Annotated in this window: 19 protein-coding genes and 8 pseudogenes; 14 read left to right on the forward strand and 13 right to left on the reverse strand. The window is 39.6% G+C overall.

All coding sequences use genetic code 11. From position 1 onward, the window contains the following. Positions 1 to 7: 7 nt before the first annotated feature. The 8 genes from ACE3JL_RS14375 to ACE3JL_RS14410 form a co-directional block, all read right to left on the reverse strand. Positions 8 to 1,249, reverse strand: a complete 1,242-nt coding sequence (locus tag ACE3JL_RS14375; protein ID WP_375327770.1) for a DUF262 domain-containing protein — start codon at positions 1,247 to 1,249, stop codon at positions 8 to 10. Positions 1,250 to 1,337: 88 nt separating this feature from the next. Next, the gene (gene guaA, locus ACE3JL_RS14380; RefSeq protein WP_375327771.1) at positions 1,338 to 2,963 is read right to left on the reverse strand and encodes a glutamine-hydrolyzing GMP synthase; all 1,626 of its coding nucleotides are present in this window, start codon (positions 2,961 to 2,963) and stop codon (positions 1,338 to 1,340) included. 358 nt (positions 2,964 to 3,321) lie between these two features. Continuing rightward, entirely contained in the window at positions 3,322 to 4,449 is a 1,128-nt protein-coding gene (cbiD, locus tag ACE3JL_RS14385) for a cobalt-precorrin-5B (C(1))-methyltransferase CbiD (protein ID WP_375327772.1), read from the reverse strand. Between the two features lie 64 nt (positions 4,450 to 4,513). Further along, entirely contained in the window at positions 4,514 to 4,741 is a 228-nt protein-coding gene (locus tag ACE3JL_RS14390) for a DUF86 domain-containing protein (protein ID WP_002765111.1), read from the reverse strand. Then, entirely contained in the window at positions 4,738 to 5,028 is a 291-nt protein-coding gene (locus ACE3JL_RS14395; RefSeq protein WP_375327773.1) for a nucleotidyltransferase family protein, read from the reverse strand. Before ACE3JL_RS14395 ends, ACE3JL_RS14390 begins: the two co-directional genes overlap by 4 nt. Before the next feature lie 65 nt (positions 5,029 to 5,093). Next, positions 5,094 to 5,906, reverse strand: coding sequence for a hypothetical protein (locus ACE3JL_RS14400; RefSeq protein WP_375327774.1), 813 nt, complete (start codon positions 5,904 to 5,906; stop codon positions 5,094 to 5,096). Positions 5,907 to 6,424: 518 nt separating this feature from the next. Then, positions 6,425 to 6,766, reverse strand: a complete 342-nt coding sequence (locus ACE3JL_RS14405) for a thioredoxin family protein (protein WP_375329615.1) — start codon at positions 6,764 to 6,766, stop codon at positions 6,425 to 6,427. An 88-nt stretch (positions 6,767 to 6,854) separates the two neighbouring features. Beyond that, positions 6,855 to 7,556, reverse strand: a complete 702-nt coding sequence (locus ACE3JL_RS14410; protein ID WP_271992660.1) for an NnrU family protein — start codon at positions 7,554 to 7,556, stop codon at positions 6,855 to 6,857. Positions 7,557 to 7,743: 187 nt separating this feature from the next. Between ACE3JL_RS14410 and ACE3JL_RS14415 the strand changes: the two genes are divergently transcribed. Next, on the forward strand, positions 7,744 to 8,043 hold the full coding sequence (locus ACE3JL_RS14415) for a ferredoxin (RefSeq protein ID WP_375327775.1): 300 nt from the start codon (positions 7,744 to 7,746) through the stop codon (positions 8,041 to 8,043). A 175-nt stretch (positions 8,044 to 8,218) separates the two neighbouring features. Here ACE3JL_RS14415 and ACE3JL_RS14420 read toward each other — a convergent pair whose 3' ends face one another. Both ACE3JL_RS14420 and thrC read right to left on the reverse strand, forming a co-directional pair. Then, positions 8,219 to 8,494 carry a MoaD/ThiS family protein gene (locus ACE3JL_RS14420; RefSeq protein WP_150977338.1) on the reverse strand — a complete coding sequence of 92 codons (276 nt, stop codon included), beginning with the start codon at positions 8,492 to 8,494 and terminating at the stop codon, positions 8,219 to 8,221. Positions 8,495 to 8,600: 106 nt separating this feature from the next. Further along, a complete protein-coding gene (gene thrC / locus ACE3JL_RS14425) occupies positions 8,601 to 9,905 on the reverse strand; it encodes a threonine synthase (protein WP_375327776.1) in 1,305 nt (434 codons plus the stop codon). An 885-nt stretch (positions 9,906 to 10,790) separates the two neighbouring features. On the opposite strand from thrC, the pseudogene ACE3JL_RS14430 reads away from it, so the two are divergent. Further along, a pseudogene (locus ACE3JL_RS14430) lies at positions 10,791 to 12,005 on the forward strand (ISL3 family transposase). 296 nt (positions 12,006 to 12,301) lie between these two features. Here the strand turns inward: ACE3JL_RS14430 and ACE3JL_RS14435 are convergent. Continuing rightward, positions 12,302 to 13,550, reverse strand: a pseudogene (locus ACE3JL_RS14435) (ISNCY family transposase). Positions 13,551 to 14,204: 654 nt separating this feature from the next. Further along, positions 14,205 to 14,353: pseudogene (locus ACE3JL_RS14440) on the reverse strand (transposase DNA-binding-containing protein); the annotation flags it as partial. A gap of 365 nt (positions 14,354 to 14,718) precedes the next feature. Between ACE3JL_RS14440 and ACE3JL_RS14445 the strand changes: the two are divergent. The 12 genes and pseudogenes from ACE3JL_RS14445 (at position 14,719) to ACE3JL_RS14500 (ending at position 23,467) form a co-directional block, all read left to right on the forward strand. Beyond that, on the forward strand, positions 14,719 to 15,714 hold the full coding sequence (locus tag ACE3JL_RS14445) for an L-lactate dehydrogenase (protein ID WP_271992666.1): 996 nt from the start codon (positions 14,719 to 14,721) through the stop codon (positions 15,712 to 15,714). A 621-nt stretch (positions 15,715 to 16,335) separates the two neighbouring features. Further along, positions 16,336 to 17,184, forward strand: coding sequence for an IS630 family transposase (locus tag ACE3JL_RS14450; RefSeq protein WP_375327644.1), 849 nt, complete (start codon positions 16,336 to 16,338; stop codon positions 17,182 to 17,184). A gap of 24 nt (positions 17,185 to 17,208) precedes the next feature. After that, positions 17,209 to 17,754: pseudogene (locus tag ACE3JL_RS14455) on the forward strand (IS630-like element ISMae23 family transposase); the annotation flags it as partial. 4 nt (positions 17,755 to 17,758) lie between these two features. Continuing rightward, positions 17,759 to 17,863: pseudogene (locus ACE3JL_RS14460) on the forward strand (IS5/IS1182 family transposase); the annotation flags it as partial. Positions 17,864 to 17,909: 46 nt separating this feature from the next. Continuing rightward, a protein-coding gene (locus ACE3JL_RS14465; RefSeq protein ID WP_375327777.1) for an IS630-like element ISMae26 family transposase occupies positions 17,910 to 18,859 on the forward strand; the annotation gives its coding sequence in 2 pieces (ribosomal slippage) (positions 17,910 to 18,252 and positions 18,252 to 18,859; 951 coding nt in all). A gap of 4 nt (positions 18,860 to 18,863) precedes the next feature. After that, positions 18,864 to 19,049, forward strand: a pseudogene (locus ACE3JL_RS14470) (transposase family protein); the annotation flags it as partial. Between the two features lie 270 nt (positions 19,050 to 19,319). Next, a pseudogene (locus ACE3JL_RS14475) lies at positions 19,320 to 20,082 on the forward strand (IS1 family transposase). A gap of 480 nt (positions 20,083 to 20,562) precedes the next feature. Further along, on the forward strand, positions 20,563 to 20,955 hold the full coding sequence (locus tag ACE3JL_RS14480; protein ID WP_375327778.1) for a transposase: 393 nt from the start codon (positions 20,563 to 20,565) through the stop codon (positions 20,953 to 20,955). A gap of 69 nt (positions 20,956 to 21,024) precedes the next feature. After that, positions 21,025 to 21,584: pseudogene (locus ACE3JL_RS14485) on the forward strand (ISKra4 family transposase); the annotation flags it as partial. 438 nt (positions 21,585 to 22,022) lie between these two features. Continuing rightward, positions 22,023 to 22,622: a tetratricopeptide repeat protein gene (locus ACE3JL_RS14490; RefSeq protein WP_375327779.1), complete on the forward strand. Its 600-nt coding sequence runs from the start codon at positions 22,023 to 22,025 to the stop codon at positions 22,620 to 22,622. 298 nt (positions 22,623 to 22,920) lie between these two features. After that, positions 22,921 to 23,214 (forward strand): hypothetical protein, encoded by a 294-nt coding sequence (locus ACE3JL_RS14495; RefSeq protein WP_375327780.1) that lies wholly within the window; start codon positions 22,921 to 22,923, stop codon positions 23,212 to 23,214. Then, positions 23,204 to 23,467: a type II toxin-antitoxin system RelE/ParE family toxin gene (locus ACE3JL_RS14500; RefSeq protein WP_002733470.1), complete on the forward strand. Its 264-nt coding sequence runs from the start codon at positions 23,204 to 23,206 to the stop codon at positions 23,465 to 23,467. Before ACE3JL_RS14495 ends, ACE3JL_RS14500 begins: the two co-directional genes overlap by 11 nt. Before the next feature lie 243 nt (positions 23,468 to 23,710). Here ACE3JL_RS14500 and ACE3JL_RS14505 read toward each other — a convergent pair. Further along, positions 23,711 to 24,774 (reverse strand): ISKra4 family transposase gene (locus ACE3JL_RS14505; protein WP_375327681.1). Its coding sequence is split into 2 segments (ribosomal slippage): positions 23,711 to 24,618 and positions 24,618 to 24,774, totalling 1,065 coding nucleotides; the frame shifts between segments, so codons are not numbered across the junction. Positions 24,775 to 24,883 lie beyond the last annotated feature (109 nt).

The following is a 24,883-nucleotide window of genomic DNA, read 5'->3' on the forward strand; positions in this document are numbered from 1 at the left end:
AAACTAACTATCTTAACCCCTTAAAAATAATACGATTGTCTTCCATCTGAGGAATATTGAAGTTAATATCTAATACTTTTGATAAAGCTTGACCCCATAAATGAAAACGATTGTAAGTTGCTCTAATACTTTTAGTAGTTTTTTCTACTGAGTTCCTAGATTCATTGTCAGGGTTAGATAATAATTCTTTAAAAGCATTTTCTATCTGTTCTTTGTTTTTCTCGGCAGCTGCTCTAATTAGATCATCGCAAAAGTAAAAAACCATCACATCTAAAATTGCTCGATTCAACTGACTTCGATACTTTCCTTCTTTATATAACCAGAGACGAGAAAAGTTTTTCTCTCCAAAAATATTAATTGTTGTTTGGACAGCTTTTTCAAATTGATCAACAACATTGATAATTTCATCTGAGCGTTTTTCCCATTCTTGATTGAAATTTTGACAGGTTTTATCTAGAAGTATCTTAACATCACCGCGATAATCGGATAAATAATAGTGAAAAGCTACATAACGCAATAGTATATCAGTGTCGCGCATCCGGAAGTCGGGATAGGAAGATTTAAATATTTTCTTTAATGCTTGACTTTCGATCGCTCGATCATCTAAAAAATTAATAAAACCCCCTGGGTGTAATGCTTGTCTTAATTCTTGAGAAGACAAAGGGGTATTTTCCACATTGAGACGCAGAAAAATTTTATGGAGGAAACTCTCCGTTTTCCAATTACGGATAACAATCGTGCGGATAGTTTGATTATCCAGTTGGTCTGAGATATCATTTAAATTGAAGTCATTTTCTAGATCCTGATATTGGCAGCCATTGAGATCATCTAGAAATTCTAAATCTTTTAAAGTAAAACTATTATTAGGTGTGGCACTGTCACCATAAAACTGTAAAATTGTTAGTAGGCGTTGTTTGCCATCAAGAACGATAAATTTCCCTTTTTCCTTATTATTAGTAGCTAAGACAATCAGTGGGACTGGAAACCCTAGAATTAGGGATTCAATAAATCGACTTTTACGAGTAATATTCCAAGCATCTCGTCTTTGAAAGCGCGGATTGAGTTGAATATTTTCTCGAATTAATTGATCGCGGATCGTTGCGATAGTCCAATCACTTCCAGCAACAACAGTCTCGGAGATTTCTTTGAGTTGTAGCTTTTTTTGGTTTGCTGATTCTCCTTTAATATCTTCTTCTTCTTCCGCAAAATCCACCGCTTCTATCTCTTCCAAAATCTCTAACTGTGCCATGGTAGTAATTAATCTCCTCAATTGTCTATTCTGCAAAAATCCCGCCCCAATATTTGGACGGGACTAACAATCAATCAATAATTCAATTCTACTCCCATTCTATAGTTCCGGGGGGCTTAGAAGTAATATCATAAACCACGCGGTTAACTCCCTTAACTTCATTGACAATGCGATTAGAAATTGTCTCCAATAAATCATAAGGAACCCGCGACCAATCGGCAGTCATTCCGTCTTCACTGCTGACTAAACGTAGGACAATGGGATAAGCGTAGGTGCGTTGATCTCCCATCACTCCCACACTGCGGACAGGCAATAAAACCGCGAAAGCTTGCCAGAAATCGTGATACATTCCCTGCTTATTAATCTCATCGCGCACTACCCAATCTGCATCGCGCAAAATATTTAATTTATCTGCGGTGACTTCCCCTAAAATGCGAATTGCTAAACCGGGGCCGGGGAAAGGTTGACGACGAACAATTTCTTCTGGAAGACCAATCGAGCGACCTAATTTTCTCACCTCATCCTTAAATAATTTTCGCAGAGGTTCGACCAATTTAAACCGGAGATTTTTCGGCAGTCCACCAACGTTATGATGACTTTTAATTTTAACCGCGACTCTTTCCCCGGTTTTGGGATCCACATTACCATCGGCCGATTCAATCACATCGGGATATAAAGTCCCTTGGGCCAGATAATCAAAGGGTCCCAAGCGATTCGATTCTTCTTCAAACACCTGAATAAATTCATGGCCGATACGACGGCGCTTTTCTTCGGGATCGGTGACACCGGCAACCTGCGCTAAAAATCGCTTTCTAGCGTTGACATACTGGACTCCGATATGGAATTGCTCGTTAAATATCTGCATTAATCGTTCTGGTTCACCCTTACGCATGAATCCCTGATCGATAAACATACAGGTTAGTTGATCACCGATCGCTCGATGTAACAGGAATGCTAAGGTAGAGGAGTCCACACCGCCAGATAAAGCCAATAAAACGCGCTTATCGCCCACTTTTGCCCTAATTTCTCGGATCGATTCCTCGACAAAAGCTTCCGTGGTCCAAGTGGGTTCGCATTTGCAGATATGATAGACGAAATTACGAATTAAGGCGATTCCTCCCACAGAATGGACAACTTCCGGGTGAAACTGCACTCCAAAGAGTTTTTTCTGGTGATCGGCAATAGCCGCACAATCGGTATTATCGGTATGAGCGAGAATTTCAAAACCCGCAGGCAATTCCACGCAGGAATCCCCGTGACTCATCCAAGCGGTGGAACCGTCCTCGACATTGGTTAATAAATCGGTAGGATCGTTGATAAATAGGGATGCTTTGCCGTATTCGGCCCGTTTTGCCCGTTCTACCCTGCCCCCTAACTGCTGTACCATCAATTGCATCCCGTAGCAAACTCCGAGGATGGGTACACCTAAATTCCAAATTTCGGGATCACAGTGAGGCGCTCCAGGATCATAGACGGAATTGGGACCGCCCGAAAGAATTATTCCTTTCGGGTTGATTTGGGCCAATTGTTCGGCGCTGGTACGATAGGAGAGAACTTCGGAGTAAACGTTCGTTTCCCTGATTCTGCGGGCGATTAATTCAGAATACTGGGAGCCAAAGTCAAGAATGATGATTATTTGACGATTAAGGCTATTAGTGAAGGACTCTGAGGGCAAAGTCTCTTGGGGGGTAGGAAGGGGGGTTTGAGTTGTCACTACGATCAAAAAAAGAAACTGGCAGGAAAAGGTTAAAGATTTGTAAACTAAATCGGCTATTGTTCTGAAAATAAGCTACGATTGTATCGCCTTATTAGTTTCATTTTTTAAGACTAAATAGGGCTTGCTGAATAAATGTGAAATGTAGGCAAAGTAAGGGTTTTGGGGCTTTACGAGCGAAACAGGTGCAAGATTTTGAGAGAATCGTCGTTCAAAACCTTGCGTCTTCATCGGCCCGCGTCCTGTAGGGGCGAAGCATTCGGGCAATAACCTATCGGTGAAACCGTAGATTTTCTATCCGAATGCTTCGCCCGTACTTTTTCAGCAAGCCCTAAATATTCCCACGATCATAGCACGGTCACTGGGGAGTGACTGGTAGATTTTGCAAAAATTTAAGGCCATTTTCGCTTTTGCTGATCAAAGAACGAGAGCGATCAAATAAAATACAACCGACTCCAAGATGACCGTTACTGTGGTTATAAACGTATTCTTGGCAACGGCGATCAATCGTATTAGCCATTTCTCCATAGATGCGTTCCACCCAATTATCGCCCGTTTGCCGGTCTAATTGACGCAGATATTCCAGACCGTTTTCGCTGGTGCTACTGTCAAAAATTTGCTGGAGATGGGGGGTAGCTAAACCCATTTTAGCGGCGTAGGCGGTGAGAATTTCCCGACGACCATCGGCCAGATGATGGTGAGTCTGAAAGATTCCCCCGGCAAGTTTAATTAATTTACCGTGATAACCAAACAAAAGAATTTCAGAGATTCCCTGTAATTGTGCCTCTAATAACATCGGCCCGATCCAATTGGCTGTTTTTACCAAAATATCAGGATTAATACCCATTTGAGGGGCTAAATCTAAGCCATTTTCCCCGATACAAAACACCAAGCGATCGAAACGAAGAGATAAATTTTTTAATTGCTCGCGAAAGATTTCCAACTGTCCGGGAGCGCTCAGGGGCTGGGAAATGCCAGTAGTACCCAACAAGGATAATCCCTCTACCACGCCAAAAGCGGCGTTAGAAGTCCTTGTGGCCAGTTTTTTGCCTTCTGGAAGGATAATCGTCACTTTGATGCTTTCTTGGGGCAGTAACAGGGGTCTGAGGTTTTCTTGCAGCAGACGCTGGGCATAACTATAAATAGCTGATTTCCCGCCATTATCAACCTGTAGGCCGATTCCTGCGCCGCCTTGAATCTCTATCTCTTGATTACCCGTTTTTCTTTCTACTAACGCCCATATAGGGGTATTTCTAGTTAAATCTAAATTATCCCCCGGATCGCTGCGGGTGATAGCTAGGGCAGCATCGGGGTTAAGTCGGGCAACTTGTTCGATGGCAATTGTAACCGTTTCTGGCGGTTCTAAAAGATTAAAAGTAACGGAATTTAGCTCATTTTCGCCGTGGAGATGCTGGAGAGAAGCGATCGCACTGGCACAGGCAAAAACTGGTAAAGTGTAACCGGAACGGGGTGGGGAGATAGACATGAATAAGATCGATAGCCAATCAAATTAGCCGTGATCTGATTATAGAACTAGGGGGCAACCTCTGCTATTTTTCTCGAAACCCTGCAATTTTACGCCAAGTAATTTCAGGATATTTTTTTCTAATCTCAGGAGAGAGTTGTTTAACAGCTTCTCCAATGACTTCAAAACAGCGAATCACAGCATCTTGAATTAATAAAGATTGATAGAATCTGTCTTTTCCCTCCTGTGTATAAGATTCGATTCGTTCAATTCTATCTAAAATATCACCTAAATAAATTAAGTCATCATTCATAAAGGAATCACCTCTTTCATGATTCTTTCCCGAAAACAATCTCGTAAACTGTTAATAGTAGCCACATCAACCTTACAGCCTAAGTAATTTTCTAAGTCTTGAATTAAACCAATTCTATCTAATAAGTTGCGCCCTTGTTCCATTTCTACTAAAAAGTCAATATCACTGTCATTGCTGTCTTCTCCTCTAGCAACTGATCCAAATATTAGAATATTAAATGCTCCATGCTTTCGGGCAATTTTTATAATATTCTCTCGTTTTTCCTGAAGAAGTTGATAGCGTTTCATTTTCAGACTTTCCCGAATCACTCAATAATTTTTTGGGCAAGCAATATTAATTTTTTCTACAATAATTATAGCATTTTGCCCGTACATAACCAATATAAGGGTTCAATCAGTCCAAAAGGTTGCCATTCTTTAGTATTTCTAATCACGGCAAATGCTCTCCCACTTTCTGATTGAATAATTGAATTTGGTTCGCAATATTTACCAAATACTCCGAAGGATGAAGTGGTGAAATATTCGACTTTTCCCTTGTCCTCCTGAGTCCAATTTTCTAGAATTTCATACATTTTAGGAAAGCGTCTTTGTACCAGACCACGAGGATCATCTCGATTAACCCAAAGTTCTGATAAATCACATTTCGTGACAGTAAAAGCGATAGGACAACCTTGCGGGTTACGCTGTGTTAAATCTGTAGTAAATTTTTCTAAAGACTTAGCATATACCTCATCTTTTCGATGAGATGTTCCATCTATTGGTAAGAAATATCCACCTATATTACTAAATAAATCATTATAGAAGCTATGAGATGATGAAAACTCTCTAATATCTCTCAAAAGACTATCTGGCATATCGTAGATAGCAAATGAAACTTCTTCTGTATTTTTAGCCCAAAATAATCCTTTTATTTCCAGAGTAATAGTAAAACTATATAAAGGATGCTCGCAAAAGCTATGGTATAATTTTCCTGCTTGTAACATCACTTGCTCTTTTAAAATGTTTTCTGCCTGCTCACTCAATTGTTTTGTATTCTCGTTCATCGGTGTTACTTGACAAGATAAGACCTTTTTAGATTTTACCTGATGTTTTTGATGATAAGCTAAAGTCGCAAGATAAGTGCTTAATCCTGCTGCACGAGAACCTATACCGATGATATTAGTCATAACATTTACCTCACAGAAATAATGTGTTTAAAAAGGTTGAATAACTGGACAATTAACCCCACCTACAAACCCATTAAAGACCAATTCAAGAAAAAGAAACTTAAGTAGTCGTGCAAAATTAATTTCCTAGTAAAGATAGGCAAAAGGCAAGAGGCAAAAGGCAAGAGGGGGTTAGATATGTGTAATTAATTTTGCTTAGGTACTTAGCTCACATCGAGCAGTTAATGGCGGTGGGAGCCTCGCTTTCTTGTCCGAGTAAAAGGCAGTATAACTGAACTTCCCCGTTGACAAAAGGCCATAACATCAGGACAGCGATTTTTCTGATTTTCGACAAATTCAACCACACCAAGAGGCTCTTTTATTCTTTGTGTGATAAGTTTAACTGATATAGGAGCGATCGATCTTTGTGTCCTCTGTGTCTCTGTGGTTCGTTCCACTCACCCACTGACAGTATCGTATCTTAGAATACATTTTACCCACCGAACCCAAGAGAAACCATCAGAAAAGGTATCTTTCCCTTAAGCTGAACGCAGGATTTGATTTTTGACTATTAGTCGCAGGGTTTGTTGCAATTCCTCGCGACTGTGAATTTCCTCCAGACGATGAACCGGAACACCTCGATCAAAGAGAATTAAAGTAGGCAAACTACGCAGACGAAAACTATTAGCTAACTTAAAATTTTCATCAGCATTGACACCGACTAATTGAATCGCATCTTGACAGTCATTTTGCCAAGAAAAGAGGGTGGGTTGGATTAAACGACATAAACCACACCAGGGAGCCCAGAAATGCACGAGAACTGGACGAGGAGACTCTAAAACTAGCTTAGGGAAGCTCTTTTCGTTGACAGATAGGATCATGTCTAAACGGATTTTATGAAAACTTAATTTTGATATAGAAACCATCCTACACCAATCGGGATCAATAAGAAAGGGGTTGGGAGCAAAATCACCAATAAATTTTACTTGTTGCTTGCATTAGCCAAGGATGACCCCACCAGAGGAGTAGAATAAACCCTGTTACTCCTAGATAGGCAGGACGAAGGAATTCTTGCCATTTTAGGCTTTGCCGACCATCGATAATTGCTAAAAAGGGGACCACCGAGGTGCGTTCTTTGATCTTTAAAAATGCCTCTCCGTAACGGTTCTCTAACCGGCGATCGCCATGCCAGACAGCAAAAAGATGATGAGCAATTAAACCTAGGGAAGTTAATAGGGTAAAGCTTGTTCCTAACCAGAGGGTATGGGCAATACACCAGATCACCTGTCCTACCATTTGGGGATGACGGGTAACGCGCAGGATGCCGGTTTCGTAGAGATGAACCTGGGGTTTTTGGATAGCGGCGATCTCCAGCAGGTTAAAGGTGGCAGGATAGAGAAAGAAAAAAGAAATGGCCGAAATTATCCAAACTAGGGTTTTAACTCCAGTCACTCCCTGTACTTGCCAGAGCAGTAAACCATCATAACGATGATTGAAGAAATAAACTACTAAAATCAGGGCCAGAGGGATACTCACAAGGGCAAATAATACCCGATACAGTCGCGCACCGATGATAGCTTCTCCCCGCATTCGTAAACTGGCTAATCCGCTATGGGCAACAGCAAAACCCAGTAATAAACCTAACATGATCCAATGACTAGCGAATGCCACTTTTACCCTCTTGATTGACTAAATTTTTCTCCCAATTCTATTTTAAAGATTGATGGTTAATTTTTCAGCCTCCTTTTTTTGTGTTGCCAGTATCGGAGATTCGGGGCAAAATAAAACTATGCTTCCCCAAAGCCTTTCCCAAGAATATACCCGGGGAACTATCTAATTTTGCAAATTTTTAGGTAATATGTCTTATCCCCAAAAGCGATTTGTGATGGTCTGTCAGCATTCTTCCTGTTTAGTCCAGGGTGCGTCGGAGCTTCTTTTAGCTTGGCAAATGGCAGCTCTCCCAGAAGATGTCATCGTCATGACCAGTGGTTGTCAAGGACAGTGTAGCACTAGCCCCACGGTCAGGATTATTCCTGAAGAAACTTGGTACTGTCGTGTTAAATTAGAGGATGTCAATCAGATTGTCGAAGAACATTTGAAAAACGGTCAACCAGTTGAGCGTTTACTCCATCCACGCATTCACGCTCAGTGGCAGTAAACCTGATCATCAAGGCTCTTCGGGACTTGTTAGGGGAATAAATAATCAGTTTTTAATAACTGGATTTAGTATTAAATGCACGGGCAGCTTAGAATTTACCTGAACAAAAGCCCCCAGAACACATTACTTTCTAGGGGTTTAATTACAATTGACGGAAAACAAACTTATAGGGGGGTTAACCTCCAGCCACCGCAGGAACGATACTGACTTCATCGCCATCTTTTAAGGGGGTTTTTGTCCCATCGAGAAAGCGAATATCTTCACTGTTGACGTAGAAATTTAAAAAAGGCCGGGGTGTACCATCTTCACGGCATAAGCGGGCTTTGATACCGGGAAAAGTTGCTTCTAAGGATTCAATTAAATCACCGACACTACTAGCACTACACTCGACGGTAGCGTTATTTTCTGTAAATTTTTGCAGGGGAGTGGGAACAAGAACTTTTACGGCCATAGATATCAAGGGAAAAGTGGAAAGGACAGTAAGCTGCGCGCGAATTTAAATTGCTTGTGGAGATGAGGCAAGAGGATAATTGCCCCATCATCCCTGAACATCAATTCTAGACGAGAACCTGTTGCCATTCGAGGCGTTCGAGGGTGCGGGAACGTTCTAGGGCCCGTTCAAAACTTTCTAATTTCGGTTCGATTAACAGGGGTTCACCGATATAACCCTGTACCGCTTCTTGGGTTTTTAGACCATTACCAGTAATATAAACGACCGTGGTTTCTTCGGGGTCGATTTTACCGGCTTCTACTAATTTTTTCAAGACAGCGATAGTTGTACCGCCGGCGGTTTCCGTGAAAATGCCTTCCGTTTCTGCCAAAAGTTTAATACCTTCGATAATTTCGGCATCGGTGACGGATTCAATATTGCCGCCGGTTTTACGGGCAATATCAAGGGCATAAATACCATCGGCGGGATTACCAATAGCGATCGATTTGGCGATAGTATTGGGTTTAACTGGGGCGACAAAATCCCGTCCTTCCTTGAAAGCTTGGGCAATGGGGGAACAACCCTCCGCTTGAGCGCCACTAAAACGCACTGGTTTATCTGCCACCAAACCGACTTTAATGAATTCTTGGAAGCCCTTATAAATCTTGGTAAAGAGGGAACCACTGGCTAAAGGTGCGACAATATGGTCGGGTAGTTTCCAGCCTAATTGTTCAGCCACTTCAAAGCCTAAAGTTTTGGAACCTTCGGAATAGTAGGGACGCAGATTGATGTTGACAAAACCCCAACCGTAGGTATTGCCCACTTCTGAACAGAGACGGTTGACTTGATCGTAGTTGCCTTTGACTGCCATGACCGTGGGATTATAGATTAGGGTGCCGAGAATTTTACCCGCTTCTAAGTCGGAGGGAATGAAAACACAACAGTCTAAACCAGCGTGAGCAGCAATAGCGGCGGTGGAATTGGCCAGATTTCCCGTACTAGCACAGGAAACGGTAGTAAAACCTAATTCTTTGGCCCGGGTAAGGGCGACGGATACCACTCTATCTTTGAAGCTGAGAGTGGGCATATTGACGGCATCATTTTTAATGTAGAGATTTTTTAGACCCAAGCGCCGGGCTAAACGGTGGGATTTCACTAGGGGAGTCATACCCGTACCCACATCGATAGGATTTTCACTTTCCACCGGCAAAAAGGAACGATAGCGCCAGATGGAATTGGGACCTGCTTGAATGCTTTCTCTGGTAACGGTGCGACGGATGAGGTCGTAATCGTAGTCCACTTCCAGGGGAGCAAAGGTTTCTTCGCAGATATTCAGCGCCTTCAGGGGGTAAGAAGTCCCTCCTTCCTTAGAAACCAAGCGGGTAAAGGTGGGGATGAATTTTGAGGTTTTGATGTTTGTCGCTAGGGTCATGATTTTTCTGTCTTGCCGTCAACTGATGTACAAGCATCCTATCACCCGCAAAATCTTGGTGTCAAATATACCCGACAAAAATAGTCGGGTATAAATTTATACAGAAACTAGGGGATAATCTGGGGAGTAGCAAGGGTTAAGGGGAAATGGTTAAGCTGCCGTGTCAGGAAACTTCGGTGTAGTTTAAGGTCAAAAAAAAGACTAGGAGAAGGGATTTAAGTTTTTAAGGGAGCCGTAGCCTATTTACTGCTAATTTTAATCAGAATAAGCTCTGATTTTTCTTTAAATAGCTTAAACAGGGGGCGATTAACTGCGGTTGCCAGAAAGTTTCTCGCTTTACTCAGGATGATTATCAAAAAAAGTGACAAATTATGTGACTTTGTTGAGAAATAATAATTTTTTCCGGACTGCCAAATAAAATTGACTATTTCTGTTGGCAGTTCCCAGATTTCCATGTCTCTGCTTGTAATAACTGAACTTCTCCCATATATATATACTATAATAGCCGAAAACCCTTATCCATCAATGGATACATTCCTTAACTCCTCTCAATGTACCCATGTAATTTTTAATATTTATTAATGGGCAAGAATTCTCTACTATTTGCTAAAATGATAGCCATGTATATAGGAAAAGTTCCTAGTCAGCAATTATCATTTTGAAAAAAATCAGATAAAATTCTCTTATTTAAATAAAGAACTTGTGGCTCTTCGGTAACTGTTATGCAAATAATTAACTTAAAATAAAATTCGATGAGAGAGCCTACGCCCAAAAATAGCTGAAACCCATACAGAAAAGGACTTAAGGCACAAATAGGTTAATACAAAAAGATAGACAATCGAGTTAAGATTTGATATAATAGCCAAAAACCAGAGTATTTTACTTATGATACTTGACAAATTTTTGAACCTAGAAGGAACCTCTATTCAAGGCTATCTACACCTAGAAAATATCGGTATAGTTTGACCAGTCGAATCGAAAAATCAAAAAGCAATCTGTCCTCGTTGTGGGTTAGAGAGCGATAAACTCCACCAAAATCATCGACATTTAGTCAAAGATTTACCGCTCTCAGGTCAACCAGTGTACCTACAAGTTAATCGTCGTCAATTTAAGTGCGGTAATTGTCAGAAACCCTTTAGCGAAGAGTTAGATTTTGTCGCCAAGAAACGAACCTATACGAAAAGACTAGCCGAGAATATACTCGAACAATTAAAAGAAGGAGATATTTTAAATGTTAGCCGAAGAAATGACGTAACGGAAGAAGAGATTCAAAGAATGATAGAGGACATAGCTGAAGAAATTACAGAGACAGACCTATCGAAATTAAAAAGACTAGGAATTGATGAAATCGCTCTAGTCAAAGGACAAAAAAATTACTGTGCGGTTTTAGTAAATTTAGATACGGGAAAACTAATAGCTATTCTAGAGAAGCGAACACAAGAGGAATTGAGGGAAACGCTTACAGGGTGGGGAAAAGAGGTGTTAGAGCAAATTGAAGAAGTCAGCATAGACCTTTGGTTGCCCTATAAAAATTTGGTGAAAGAATTGATGCCATCGGCCGAGGTAGTCGCCGATAGATTCCATGTAATGAAACAAATTAATCAAGAGTTAGACGAACAGAGAAAAGCAGAAAAAAGAGCCGTAGAAGCGCAGAAAAATAAAAAACAGAAAGCGGAAAAAGAAGCGAAGCTAGAAGTTTTAAAGCGAAGTAAATATAGCTTGTTAAAAAATGAAAAAGATTTGACGGAAACCCAAAAAATCAAACTAGAAGCTATCAAAGAAAATTTCCCAAGTTTGAAAAAGATGCACGAGTTAAAGGAAGAATTGAGAAAGATTTATGAAACCTCAGAGAATCCGACAGAAGGACTGCTATCTATCTCAGAATGGTTGGCAAAATCCTCCAGTGTTTTTACCAAGAGTTGTCAAACAATCCGAAACTGGTTTGGAGAAATAATTAGTTATTTCGAGCGAAGGACCACGAATGGGGTGGTCGAGGGAATCAACAATAAACTTAAACTAATAAAACGGAGAGCCTATGGCTTTAGAAACTTTCGGAATTTTTGGGTTAGAAGTATGTTATCTTGGCATCTTGTCTGTTGATTTAGCATAAAGGGTAACGAAGAGCCGAACTTGTGTAGAAGCATTATTTTTTGACAGATAATTATCATCCAACGCTGGAGATATACAGGTTTTAAGAACTTTGTCCACAAAAAATCGATTTCAACTCATAAATCTGGATGAAATTCTAACAAAATTTTTAGTTTTTTTTATGAACAACTTTCTTTTTTTTCTTCAAGAGTTCTGACATTTTTAACTAGAATTTACTTTTTTAAATGGGACATATTCGGTTAGAATAAATGAGAAAAATTCCGACCAATTCTTAAACCAAATAAATTTTAATAGGGTACGAATATCATTAAAGAAAGAAGTCCTAGTTACTAATAGCTCACGAATCTTTTGATAGGTGTAATTAACTAAATCCAACACGGTATGAAATAAAAAAGCTAGTAAATTCAAAGACAATAAGAACTCGCACAAATGATTCTGACCATGACCAAAGTTATGCTCTAAATTATAACCGTGATTTTTAAGAACGTTATTGCCTTCATTTTCAACTTTCCATCTGCTACGTCCAGCTTTGACAATTTCTTCGACATTATTTTCCGTGATTTTATGATTAGTTATCCAATTATTTTGGTAGATAGTTTTCTGGGTTTTTTCATTGATAACAGTCACTTCACACCAATTAACTTCGAGACTTGAGTCCCCCTCTCTTAAGGGAACTCTAGAAGCATAACGATAACGATAAATTAGATTTTTTCGTCCATCCCATTGTTTCTTTTCAACGGTCCTAACTTCGCCACTTTTTTCTAAAAATTCTAGCCACTCATATAAAGTTTTATGCGACGTTTCCAAACAAACAAAAATAAAATTATAACCTTGTTTTATCGCTAATTCACAAACAGGTTCGTGAGAATATAAGTCGTCTCCTAAAAGAGTTACAGGATAACCATACTTATTTTTATGATTCCTATTTAACCATCTTTTAACGGCCGCATTTTCACAGTCTTGTTTTTGATGTCCATCTTGTTTTTTAATGAATTCTGGCTCTAAATTAATTACTTGTTTTTGCCTAGGAGAAACTACTATCGGTGTGACACAGCCATGAAAATAAGTTGTAGTTCCATTTCGATGATTACGACAGTTACAATGAGGGCAATTAATTTTCTTGGATGAGAAATATTCTGTGCCATCTAACGCCACTAATATTTCTCCATCTAAGTAGAGAAACTTTTTCAAAACTCCCTTTTCTTTTAACCATTCATAGACTTTTTGAAAAGTCCTAGAGATATTAGATGCTGGCACTGGATCTAGCAAATTTCTTATTTGATTATCCCCAGGAATTTTTTTAATTGAAAATAAACTTTCAGCATTATCTTTTCCCTTATTGCTTTTTATTAAACGTTGATGGTCTAAAAAAGACGGCGACTGAGTAAAAAAGACTGAAAATGCAGCCATCACGGCATCTTTTATCTCATATTTTCTATTATTTCCAGGTTTCCTCTCATCGGGTAAATCATCTAATTCTTGATGTAAAAATTGCGTTAATTCCGAAATTTCTAGGGTTGCCGCTTTTTGAGCCATCTTGGAATAATTTGACGTGCTGGTGGATTTCTATCTCACCCATTTTACCTTAGCTGACAATAATTATAAATTTTTATTTCCCTTGAATTCTCTATTCTAAAAACAGAACTATCTTCCTGATTTAACCCCGTTCGTTCTCAGCCAACCTCTTTGATTGCTTGAGTATTTATACTTAATTTGTCTAGCCAATTGTTTTTTTATTGTTCGCCTCTTCTAGAAAATAGTTGCTTCGTACTATATTTTCCTTGCCAAAATCGGGGTTAATGCTCTATTTATTTCAAAATGAGAATTGCTGGTTCCTAGTTCTTCTTCGAGAATCCTACCGAGAAGGAGATCAAGTCAAAAAAAGAACCCTTGCCAATCTTTCAAAATTACCCGATGATACTATAGCGGTAAGCGTTTGAGTGAGATACAAACCAAGCTTTGCCTAGCCTGGTTTATAGCTCGTGACACTGTACCTCATACGACTGCACACCGCTATAAAAACGTGCCATCCCTTAAACTGCCTGATTCTGCTGAAGCGGATTTTGAAACCTTATTAGATAAAATCAAGGGAATCTGGGCTAAAGGAGACGGTTTAGAATACCAGCAAAAAATTCGAGAGGGGTGGGTATGAAACAATTAATAGACTCCTGTATTTTAATCGACTTCACCGTCGTAGGTGACATCCGCTGCCGCTAGATTTCTCGAAGCCAAATTAGTACACACGCACTAACCTAGCTGGCCAAGTTTTCCACGATACTGATTAACCTTTTCTTTCTCCTCCTGTTCCTTAGGTCTGCATACTGTAATTCTTTGACTGCCTATTTCTGCATTTTTTTGCTCACCTCCATCTTAATTTCTTCTTTCAAAACTATACCTATCAATCGTTTCCCCTTTTTTTAGTTTCTTCTCTTTTTGTTAAGAAAGATCTGACTAATGGATAGAATAAGGGGAGATTAAGGGGGTATCCAAGGCAAAATCTATCTTTATATTTAATTAGAACCACTTAAGTACCTAAGCAAAATTAATTACACATATCTAACCCCCTCTTGCCTTTTGCCTCTTGCCTTTTGCCTATCTTTACTAGGAAATTAATTTTGCACGACTACTTACTGAGTCTCTTTTTACCTGATATTAACCATTTCCCTTTAAGATGAGTTTACCGAGCCAGTAACTGCAAAAATCTATGCTAGATAAAATATTTACTCCCAATCCCTACGCTGAAAAACCCGCACCTCTGCGTCCTCGCAAGGGGGTGATTATCGGTGTTGGTCAGGTGGGGATGGCCTGCGCTTACTCCATGTTAATTCAAGACTGTTTTGATGAATTAATTCTCCAGGATATCGCCACCGATAAAGTCGAAGGGGAAGTGATGGATTTAAGGCACGGAATGCCTTTTATTGAACCCACGGACTTGAAAATGGGAACCGTGGCCGATGTGGGACAAAATGCCGATGTGGTAATTATTACTGCCGGGGCCGCCCAAAAAGAGGGAGAAACCCGATTACATCTCCTTGAACGAAATGTGGCGATTTTTCGCCGTATTCTTGCGGATGTGGCTGTTTACTGTCCCAGTGCTTTAATTTTGGTGGTGAGTAATCCCGTCGATATAATGACCTATATTACCATGAAAATCACCCATTTTCCGCCTTCTAGGGTGATTGGTTCGGGTACAGTGCTAGATTCTGCTCGTTTACGCTCTCTTTTATCCACCCAACTCCATGTAGATGCGCGTAACGTCCACGCTTATATTATCGGTGAACACGGGGATAGTGAGCTTGCTGTCTGGAGTTCGGCTAATATCGGAGGAGCAAGGTTATTAGAAGGAGATTGGCAGGATTTAAGCGCAACCGACCAAGAAAGCTTAACAGAAATTTTTCTTCAGGTTAAAAACGCCGCCTATGAAATTATCAAACGCAAGGGTTATACTAGCTATGCGATCGGTTTAGCTACCACGGATATCGTTAAAGCGATTTTACGTTCCCAAGAAAGAATTCTGACTATTAGCACTCTCCTCGATGGTCAATACGGTCTCAAAGATGTGTGTTTAAGTATTCCCTCGGTGGTTAATGAGAAAGGAGTGATAAAAACTCTGAATCTTGCTCTCAGTCCCAGAGAAACCGAACAGTTACATAATTCGGCCAAAATCATGCGCGATTTAATCGATCAACTCGAAATTTAACTTAGGGTTGGCTGAATAAATCTAAAAACATTGTTGGCTAAGATTTTTAGATTTTTCTGCCCTGAAAAAGTGCCGACCATAAGAGCGATCGAGGGGAAAATTTTAGGCACTTTTTCCCCGAAAATTAGTTAATTGTGGGGTGGACTGAAGCCATTAGTCCTAGACTTCCCGAAAAGTCTATTTTATTTCAGCTTGTTGTTAGGAATCTACTTAAAAGAGTTTGTTTAATCTGGCTAATACGCTTTTGGTTATGATACGCAGAAAAGTTCTGGCGATGGTGCTAAAATGGGGTGATATGCCAAAAGTTGACCCACATCTTTACTCTCAAGAGTGTTATGGAAAAAGTTTCTGTATAAAACCCACTTTCCGCACTTTTTAATATTCAATTGATAATTTTTACTAATATATTGCTTCAAACCTCTTGCTAGTTAAGGATTATAGGCTCTTCGTTACCCTTTATGCTAAATCAACATACAAGATGCCAAGATAACATACTTCTAACCCAAAAATTCCGAAAGTTTCTAAAGCCATAGCCTCTCCGTTTTATAGTCATTTCAAATAAGTGTGAGACGAGGGAAAAATAAGGTAAAATGAAGAGAAACGAGCAATCCATACAGAAAAATGTCTTATAGCCTAGACTTGAGAAAAAAAGTGATCGATTATGTAGAGAATGGGGGAAGCATAACCAAAGCCGCCGCTCTATTTAATATAGGAAGAGCGACGATATATAGATGGCTAGGTAGGGAAAAACTGGAAGCAACAAAGGTAAAACACCGTCAGAGAAAGCTGGACTGGAAAGCACTGTCAAAAGATGTCCAAGAAAATCCCGAGGCAAGATTAAGAGACAGAGCCGAGAAGTTTGGAGTGAGACCAAGTGCCATTTGCTATGCCTTAAAAAAAATGAAAATTACCAGAAAAAAGAAGGAACTTCGTTATAGAGAAAGAAACCGAGAAGAAAGAATGAAATACTACAGAGTGCTGAGAGAATTGATTAAAAAATATGGAAGTGAAAGCCTTGTATTTATTGATGAGTCAGGGTTTGAAGAATTTCAAGCCTGCCTTTATGCTTGGTCAAAAAAAGGTAAAAAAGTATTGGGAGATAGACAAGGAAAACGAGGAAAAAGAGAAAACCTTGTCGCCGGGAGAAGAAAGGGAAAAAAAGACTTTATTGCACCGATGGTATTTACGAGAAGCCTGAATGCCGAAGGTTTTGAAGGGTGGTTATCTTTATATTTATTGCCCTCTCTAACCATAACATCAGTATTAATTATGGATAATGCACCAATTCATCGGAAGACAGTCATTAAACAACTGGTAGAAGAAGCAGGTCATCAGGTAGTGTTTTTGCCAAAATACTCTCCTGATTTAAATGATATCGAACATGATTTTAGTGCATTAAAGAGGGCAAGAATGTATGCTCCTGTGGGGACAACCCTTGATGAAATTATTCGTACTTATTGTGTCGCCTAGTGTCTCGTTCTTATTTGAAATAACTATAGTTTGAGAGTAATAAGAAGGAGAGCTTGGACAAAAAAAGGAAAGCGAAAAAAAGTGAATGGACAAAGAAAAAGAGGAAGGGTGAATGTGATGGGAGCCTTAAGATATAATGACAAAAAACGAGTCTGTTTTATGATCAAAAAAGGAAATTCAGAAACTTTCCATGAACAATTAAAGAAACTTCATGAAGAGATTCGTCAAGAATGGATAAACTTGGGAAATCTGCCCGAAGATTTTCGAGAAAAGGGACCTAAGATTATCATTATATTAGACAATGCTAGTTATCACAAAAAGAAAGATGTTATTGAGCAGGTGGAAAAAGAGTTGCCCAATATTAGGCTAGAGTTTTTACCAGCTTATAGTCCAGATTACAACCTAATAGAATTAGTGTGGCATTCCGCTAAAGAATACATAGCTAATCGAGAATTTGAAAATAAAGAAGAACTGGAAAAAGTAGTCAATCAGCTTTTAAATGAAGGGGGATTGATTATTAAATGGAGTAGAAAACTTAAAAATAAGGGTAATGCTGTCAATGTAACTTAAATGCGTAAAAGCTTACCATAGTAATAGTTATACACCGAAAAAGAAATCGAAAAATAGAAAATTAACAGAGTTAGAAAAAGAGTATATAGCAATTCTTGGAGCTATGAGGTACAATGGAAAGCAAATAGACAAATAATAGAACTTACCAGCTTCCTATGAGACCCTATTCCGTAGATTTTCGCCAAAAAATTATCGATGTCTGGAAGAAAGAAAAAATTTCCATTCGAGGACTAGCTCAGAGATTTGACGTGGCCAAAAGCTTTATTCAGAAGTTATTGAAGCAACATAAAGAAACAGGAGATATCCGTCCTCGTCCGCAAGGGGGAAGTCCGCCAACCAAGTTAAATAGTGAACAATTGATAATTTTAATAGAAATCATCGAAGCTAACAATGATGCAACTCTCGAAGAATTATCGGACTTACTGTATGAAAAGACACAGGTGGAAGTCAGTAGAGCCACCTTGGGGCGGCTGACGCAAAAACTCAATTATAGTTTCAAAAAAAAACACTACACGCGGCGGAAAAAGAAAGTGACAGGGTACAGCAAAAAAGAGTGGAATACTGGTCAGAAGTTCGGGAAATTGAGGCATCAAAACTAATTTTTATCGATGAATCGGGGGTAAATTTAGCCCTTTTGAGACTCTATGCTAGAGCCTTAATTGGCCAAAGAGCTAGGGGAAGAAAACCACAAAAAAGAGGGAGAAATATTTCAATAATTAGTGCTATAAGCTTAGAAAAAGTTGTCGCATCAGTCAACATATACGGTGCAGTGGATGCGGTAACATTTGAAGGATTTATTCTGAAGGAAGTGCTGCCAAAAATTAAAGAAGGAGACTGTCTGATCATGGATAACGCCAAGATTCATCTCGGAGAAATGGTCAGAGAAATAATCGAACAAGAAAAAGCTAGACTCATCTATTTACCTCCTTATTCTCCCGAATTCTCTCCTATTGAAAACTTTTGGTCAAAAGTCAAAGCGATGTTAAGAAAACTAAAGGCGAGAACTTACAAAGACTTAATAGAAGGGATTGAATTGGCTATGTTAGAAGTTACTCAAAAAGATATTCGCAATTGGTTTACTCACTGTTGCTACTGTACCTCATAAGTCAGAGAATTGCTATAATAAGGCTTTAGCCAAAGAAAGGATTATCATTGAACATATAAATAGGAAACTCAAAATCTTTAAAATCTTATCCTGTAAATATCGGAATTGTCGTCGAAGATATAGTTTAAGAGTTAACCTGTTGGCGGCTATTTATAACTGTGAGTTAGGGATAGGTATAGCTGCTTCTTAAAAGTTGCCTAAAGATTAATCAAGTCAAGGATAATTTATTCTCAATTATAAAAATTGAGATAGTTTGTGCCGCTTAAATAAAGAGGTTTTGATAACCAAATTAAAGCAGAACTAAAGAGTTTTGAGTTAAAAGTTAAACTTCAAGTCTTTATTCAGGACAAATGTACTGATCAACTAATTTTTTTGGGAAAATTAGTGGCGTTGCTGATTTAGGGTATGATTGAGGAGGAAGGCGATCACCCAAAAATACCCATTATCAAACTCAGAAATTATGCAATGTCCTGAATGTCAATCCAATCATATCAATAAAAATGGTCATAAAAAAGGAAAACAGAACTATATTTGTGTGAACTGCGGAAGACAATTTATAGAGGTTTATGAACCCCAGAGAGGTTATTTTTGAAGAAATGAAACGGGAATGTCTGAAAATGTATGTTAATGGTCTGGGTTTTCGAGCCATTGAAAGGGTTAAAAACGTTCATCATACGACAATTATGAATTGGGTTAAACAAGTCGGCGAACTTTTACCGGATTATTATGACCCACAAACAATTCCCGATGTGGGAGAATTAGATGAATTAGAAACATTTGTCGGCTCAAAAAAAACAAAATCTGGTTATGGACAGCGGTAGATCACTTTAAAACAGGGATTTTAGGATGGGTTTTAGGCGGTCTCGCAAGGCGAGTGCCTTCGGCAACATAGTGCTAAAACTTTTGCGGACTTATGGAAAGTTGTTGGTCAGTGGAAATGTCATTTTTATGTGACAGATGGATGGAAAGTTTACCCTAATTTTATCCCCGACGGAGACCAGATTATTAGCAAAACTTATATGACCAGAGTAGAGGGAGAAAATACTAGACTAAGACATTATTTAGCCAGGTTACATCGAAAAACTCTTTGTTATTCTAAGTCTGAACAAATGCTCAGACATTCAATTCGATTACTAATTCACTACCTAAAATTTGAGGATGTTCCAGTTCCTTATTCAAATAACAGAAGTTATTTTCCTCTGAATGCTCGCCATTTTGCCTAATCATACCTTAATTCAGCAACGCCGGGGAAAATTAGTTAACCCATCACTACAAAATATAATTAATTTGCAAGAGTTCTAATTATCGTCGGTTGGTTTGACGTAAGGAAACCCAACTATAGACCCAAGGAAACCCCACAAAAAGCCATGAGAAGCGATCGCTTATTCAGACAGATTGAGGTGTTGACTGTTGGGTTTCGCTTTCCCCTAAAATTGAGAGGTTTTCTTTAACCTATTGATTCGCTCAACCCAACCTTGTATATTGAGAGAGGTGGTAGACCGTCCCAACCTTGGTCGGAAAAGACCGCTTCGTAGCAAGGGTCACCACCATAATGTCCCTGACAAAACTCGAACAGTCGCCGGGGTCGTGGCGAAAACAATCAATTGTTAAGCTAAGAGACCGTATCGGGCAAGGATGAGTAAAATCAAGGGGATGCTCTCCAAAATAACCATCAATTCTGCTTGCTTTAGTTAGGTTCAATCATGGAAAATATCTCTCAATGGGTAGGCATTGACATTAGTAAAGCGACCCTAGATGTTTACCTCCGTCCGATGGGTAAAGCGATGAAAGTTGCTAACACAAAGGAGGACATATCTAAACTGGTCGAGACCCTAAAATCTTACACTGTCAACCTCATCGTTCTGGAAGCGACAGGAGGTTTAGAAACTGAACTGGTGATTCAATTACAAGAAGCGGATTTACCTGTAGCCTTAATCAATCCCCGTCAAGGAAGAGACTTTGCTAAAGCCACTGGTAAATTAGCCAAAACCGATGCCATTGACGCTCAAATTTTAGCTCATTTTGGCGAGGCAATGCAACCGCAAATATTAGCGGTTGAGTCGGAAGAATCTGGGAGCATCCCAATTTTGCAATAAGTATAAATGCTTAGAGACTAAAAACGTTAGCTAAGGCAAAATAAAGAGAAACAATTAAACGGTAGAATCATGAATACAGACCAAAAAGAACAACTATATCAACATTTAAAAGCCATTGCTCAAATTCTAGTCGATAATACCCCAGAAGAACAACTACGTAGCTTTGAGGGCATTGAAACCGCCCTGCGAGACCATTGGCTGACTACATTGGGTCCTGCCATAGGCAATTTTTTTTTGAATCAGCAACAGGAACCCAAGCAGGGTGAACCAAAAGCGTAAGCAGTATCATAGGGAAAGTCAAGATAAGCGAGAAACAAGCCGATAAACTAGGATTAAGCAAGAATAATCGATTAAGTCCCATGCTGGAGAAATGTTGCTTAGGAGCAGTGGCTAAAGTCTCTTTTGAAGATGCGGAAAAAGCTCTCAAAATGGCGACAGGAATGGCAGTTTCAGGCAGTAGTCAACAGAGGCTTGTACAAAGATATAAATTTGAGGAAGCAGAAGCAAAGAGTCCGGTAGAAGCATTGAGTGTGGATGGGGGAAAAGTCAGAATCAGAACACCCAAAGGACAACCGAGTCAAGGTCGAGATTACAAAGCAGTAAGTCTGCATGGTCAAGAATGTGCGGGCAGCGATTCTCATTTTAAGGTTTCATGACATTAAAACCCTTGCACCTAGAGGGGTTAATAATTCTTAACGAATCTCTAGATCGCTGAAACAACGCAAAATCGTTTCAAAATGAGAATTGCTGCTGAGCTCACGGCCGAAGCCCAACCGACGGCTGAATAAATCTAAAAACCTTGTTGGATAATATTTTTAGGCTTTTTTGCAATCAAAAACTGCCCGCCCTGGAGTGATCGGGGGGGAGATTTAGGCACTTTTTCCCTGAAAATTAGGTAATTGAGCCACTGAAAATGAGTAAAACCCTATACCCGTTCGGCTGAGCGTTCGACTGAGCTCGCCGAACGTCCGAAGTCTCACGGCCGAAGCCCACACCCTGCCCCCAGGAAAAACTTTTTCAGCTAACCCTAAGTAGAATTTAAAACCATCCCCACCGAGGAACTAGCCATGAAATCCTTTGCCCTTCTTACCACCGTTAGCCTAATCAGCCTTTCCACCCTCGCGACTGTTCGCCCCGTCATGGCGCTAGAGAGCCGACAACCAGCCGAAACCCGGATCGCTCAAGGGAACAATCAAGACGCGATCGGCCACTATAACCGGGGAGTTGACTACATCCAACAGGAAAAATACGATCTCGCCCTCGCTGAATTTACCAAAGCGCTCAACATTAATCCTCAATACGCCGAGGCTTACAACAATCGGGGGGTTCTTTACAAAGAACAGGGGAAACCAGACCTCGCCCTGTCCGATTACAATCAGGCAATCAACATTAATCCCCGATACGCAATGGCTTACCTGAATCGGGGGGTTCTTTACCACCAACAGGGGAAACCCGACCTCGCCCTGTCCGATTACAATCAGGCGCTCAACATTAATCCCCGATACGCCGAGGCTTACAGCAATAGGGGGATTCTTTATTACTCTCGAAAAGAAAGGGAAAAAGCGATCAGAGATTTCCGACAAGCCGCCGAACTGTCCCGCCAGCAAGGAAACGCGGCGTTATATGAAGCGGTTATGGAATTCCTACGGGAATTAGGCGCGGTCTAGACCTTTTTGTTGGGTTGAGTCCGTCGGTTGGGTTGAGCGAATCAATGGGTTAAAGAAAACCTCTCAATTCTCAGGGAAAGCGAAACCCAACATTTCAGTTATCAAGTAGCCAGTGGTATTGATTCTGTGGGAGGACTCTCCTGGGGTACTATAAATGTAGAGGGAGAAACATTACCTCTCCAGACGCGAATCGCCGAGTGTCATCAATTCCCAGATTAGATTACAAGGTAGCAAGCCCTAACTTAAAAAATTCGCTAAGATATATATAATCAACTTAAAAGGAGCAATTTATCAGACTATGACTATTACTGACGTTCAAGTAAATCTCTCGACCTCAGAAGATTTTTTAGATTCTGAAACATTAGCACAGATTGATTTAATGCAGCAAAAAATTCAACAATATCTCCAAACCTTATCATTAGAAAATTTAAAGACTATTCTAGAATTTGCTGCTTATTTATCAGATAAAGAGAGTGAGCAAGCAACCCAAGAAATTAGAGAAATTCCCAATATCATAGAAAAATTAAAAGAAGCTGAAATGGATTTACAATCAGGTCGCCTCATTGATTGGAAAAACTTAGATGATTTATAAAGTCTGTTTAACAGCTAAAGCTAATAAAGTTTATTCTGAAGCTGATTCAGTCTTGAGAAAGAAGATTGCTAAGTGTTTAAAGATTCTTCAAGAAACGCCCAAAAATCACCCTCAAATTAAAGCATTAAAGGGAGAATTTGCTGGGAAGTATCGCTTCCGAGTCGGAGACTATCGGGTTATTTATATCGTTGATGATAGTCAATCTCAAGTTATTGTCTTACTCATTGAACATCGCAGTCAAGCTTACCGCTAATAAAATACGATGAATACAACAGAGGTCTAGTCCTTTTTCTTGGGTTGAGCGAATCAATTTTAGGGGAAAGGGAAACCCAACAGCCAACACCTAAATCTGTCTGAATAGGCGATCGCTTCTCATGGCTTTTTGTGGGGTTTCCTTGAATCTATAGTTGGGTTTCCTTGCGTCAATCCAACCGATGATAAGGGAGCATCTCACCTTTGCAATAAGTAGAAATGCTTAATGAGATCAATAAAAAAGTTAAAAAAGGCAACCATTTAGATAAGCACAGCGATGACGAAGGACTTGCGGTACATTACCAGATTCCCAACTTGCACCAGTAATTTTGAGACGATGAGCAATTTGTTTAATTTTTGATTCAACAGAGCCAGAGCCGATAGAAATGCCCTCTGCCTGCAAATAACCATAATTGACAATTCGATGTTTATGCTTGTTCAAATAAGTAATAAAATTCTCAACTTGCGGCTCTGACCATCCTTCACAACAAGAGATAGCGGCGTCCACGTCCCCCTTCCATAGAAAACATTTTACCTCCTCAATTCGCTGGAATGACCCGCCAACTTTATAGAGGTTTTCGATTAAATGATACCAATCCAATATTTCAATTCTTTCCTGTTTCTCTCCGATCTCACGAAATAAATTCCAGATACCATCATGTCCATCTCCTAAACAAATTAAAGGCTTGGCCAAAACTTGAGAATTAACCAAATCTAATAAAGCTGAGTTATCTTGAAAAAAAGCCGCTACCCCCAGTTGATGAAAACTCACTGCTTTATAATCACGCCAAATTAAGGCTTTTCCCTTGGCAGTTCTTAGTCGTACCTTACCGCCATCTAGGCTCATTTCTTCCACTTCCACTTCTGGGTTAGACGGTAATTCTTCAAAAGCATAGCGATGTACGAGGCGTTGTTGGGTACTGTGAGAAACAGCAATCCCTGTCAATGATTTGATTTTCTGCGCCGATTTCTCGTAGGATTCATCGCCACTTAATAGCAAACAGTTCTTCTCTAACATTGGACTCATCTGAGTCCGAGGCTTTACTTCTAACTTCTTCGCTTGTTTTTCTGTAATTGGTAATTCCCCCAAAATGCTTTTCACTTTTCTCGTCCGACCGGCGGTTTCTTCTGTGCTTGTTTTGACAAAAAAATACCGATTTCTGGGTTAACATAATGAATCATTAAATCTCTAACAGTCTCCTCTATCTCTCCCAAGTTATTAAATTTCTTAATTTGGGATTGCTCATAGAGACATTGCCCTAACTCTTGACATAACTCTTTAATTCTTTTTTCATTTTCTGATAACATTGAATTATTCAGGCTCTTCCGAACTTGTCATGTAAAATTAAAGAAAAAACAGACAATTATTGCTGACCAATAAAACAATAATTTATCTTTAAAAGCTGACTATGCTTGC

The sequence above is a fragment of the Microcystis sp. BLCC-F210 genome, assembly GCF_042134685.1.
In the GTDB taxonomy this organism is placed as follows: Bacteria; Cyanobacteriota; Cyanobacteriia; order Cyanobacteriales; family Microcystaceae; genus Microcystis; species Microcystis aeruginosa_D.

What these genes read in the sequence shown, in the direction of transcription:
- ACE3JL_RS14500 (WP_002733470.1), top strand. Translation starts at nt 23,204, where the DNA reads ATGATTTATAAAGTCTGTTTAACAGCTAAAGCTAATAAAGTTTATTCT.
- ACE3JL_RS14495 (WP_375327780.1), top strand. Translation starts at nt 22,921, where the DNA reads ATGACTATTACTGACGTTCAAGTAAATCTCTCGACCTCAGAAGATTTT.
- ACE3JL_RS14490 (WP_375327779.1), top strand. Translation starts at nt 22,023, where the DNA reads ATGAAATCCTTTGCCCTTCTTACCACCGTTAGCCTAATCAGCCTTTCC.
- ACE3JL_RS14480 (WP_375327778.1), top strand. Translation starts at nt 20,563, where the DNA reads ATGGAAAATATCTCTCAATGGGTAGGCATTGACATTAGTAAAGCGACC.
- ACE3JL_RS14375 (WP_375327770.1), bottom strand. Translation starts at nt 1,249, where the DNA reads ATGGCACAGTTAGAGATTTTGGAAGAGATAGAAGCGGTGGATTTTGCG.
- thrC (WP_375327776.1), bottom strand. Translation starts at nt 9,905, where the DNA reads ATGACCCTAGCGACAAACATCAAAACCTCAAAATTCATCCCCACCTTT.
- ACE3JL_RS14415 (WP_375327775.1), top strand. Translation starts at nt 7,744, where the DNA reads ATGTCTTATCCCCAAAAGCGATTTGTGATGGTCTGTCAGCATTCTTCC.
- ACE3JL_RS14420 (WP_150977338.1), bottom strand. Translation starts at nt 8,494, where the DNA reads ATGGCCGTAAAAGTTCTTGTTCCCACTCCCCTGCAAAAATTTACAGAA.
- ACE3JL_RS14395 (WP_375327773.1), bottom strand. Translation starts at nt 5,028, where the DNA reads ATGAAACGCTATCAACTTCTTCAGGAAAAACGAGAGAATATTATAAAA.
- ACE3JL_RS14450 (WP_375327644.1), top strand. Translation starts at nt 16,336, where the DNA reads ATGTCTTATAGCCTAGACTTGAGAAAAAAAGTGATCGATTATGTAGAG.
- cbiD (WP_375327772.1), bottom strand. Translation starts at nt 4,449, where the DNA reads ATGTCTATCTCCCCACCCCGTTCCGGTTACACTTTACCAGTTTTTGCC.
- ACE3JL_RS14445 (WP_271992666.1), top strand. Translation starts at nt 14,719, where the DNA reads ATGCTAGATAAAATATTTACTCCCAATCCCTACGCTGAAAAACCCGCA.
- ACE3JL_RS14400 (WP_375327774.1), bottom strand. Translation starts at nt 5,906, where the DNA reads ATGACTAATATCATCGGTATAGGTTCTCGTGCAGCAGGATTAAGCACT.
- ACE3JL_RS14390 (WP_002765111.1), bottom strand. Translation starts at nt 4,741, where the DNA reads ATGAATGATGACTTAATTTATTTAGGTGATATTTTAGATAGAATTGAA.
- ACE3JL_RS14405 (WP_375329615.1), bottom strand. Translation starts at nt 6,766, where the DNA reads ATGATCCTATCTGTCAACGAAAAGAGCTTCCCTAAGCTAGTTTTAGAG.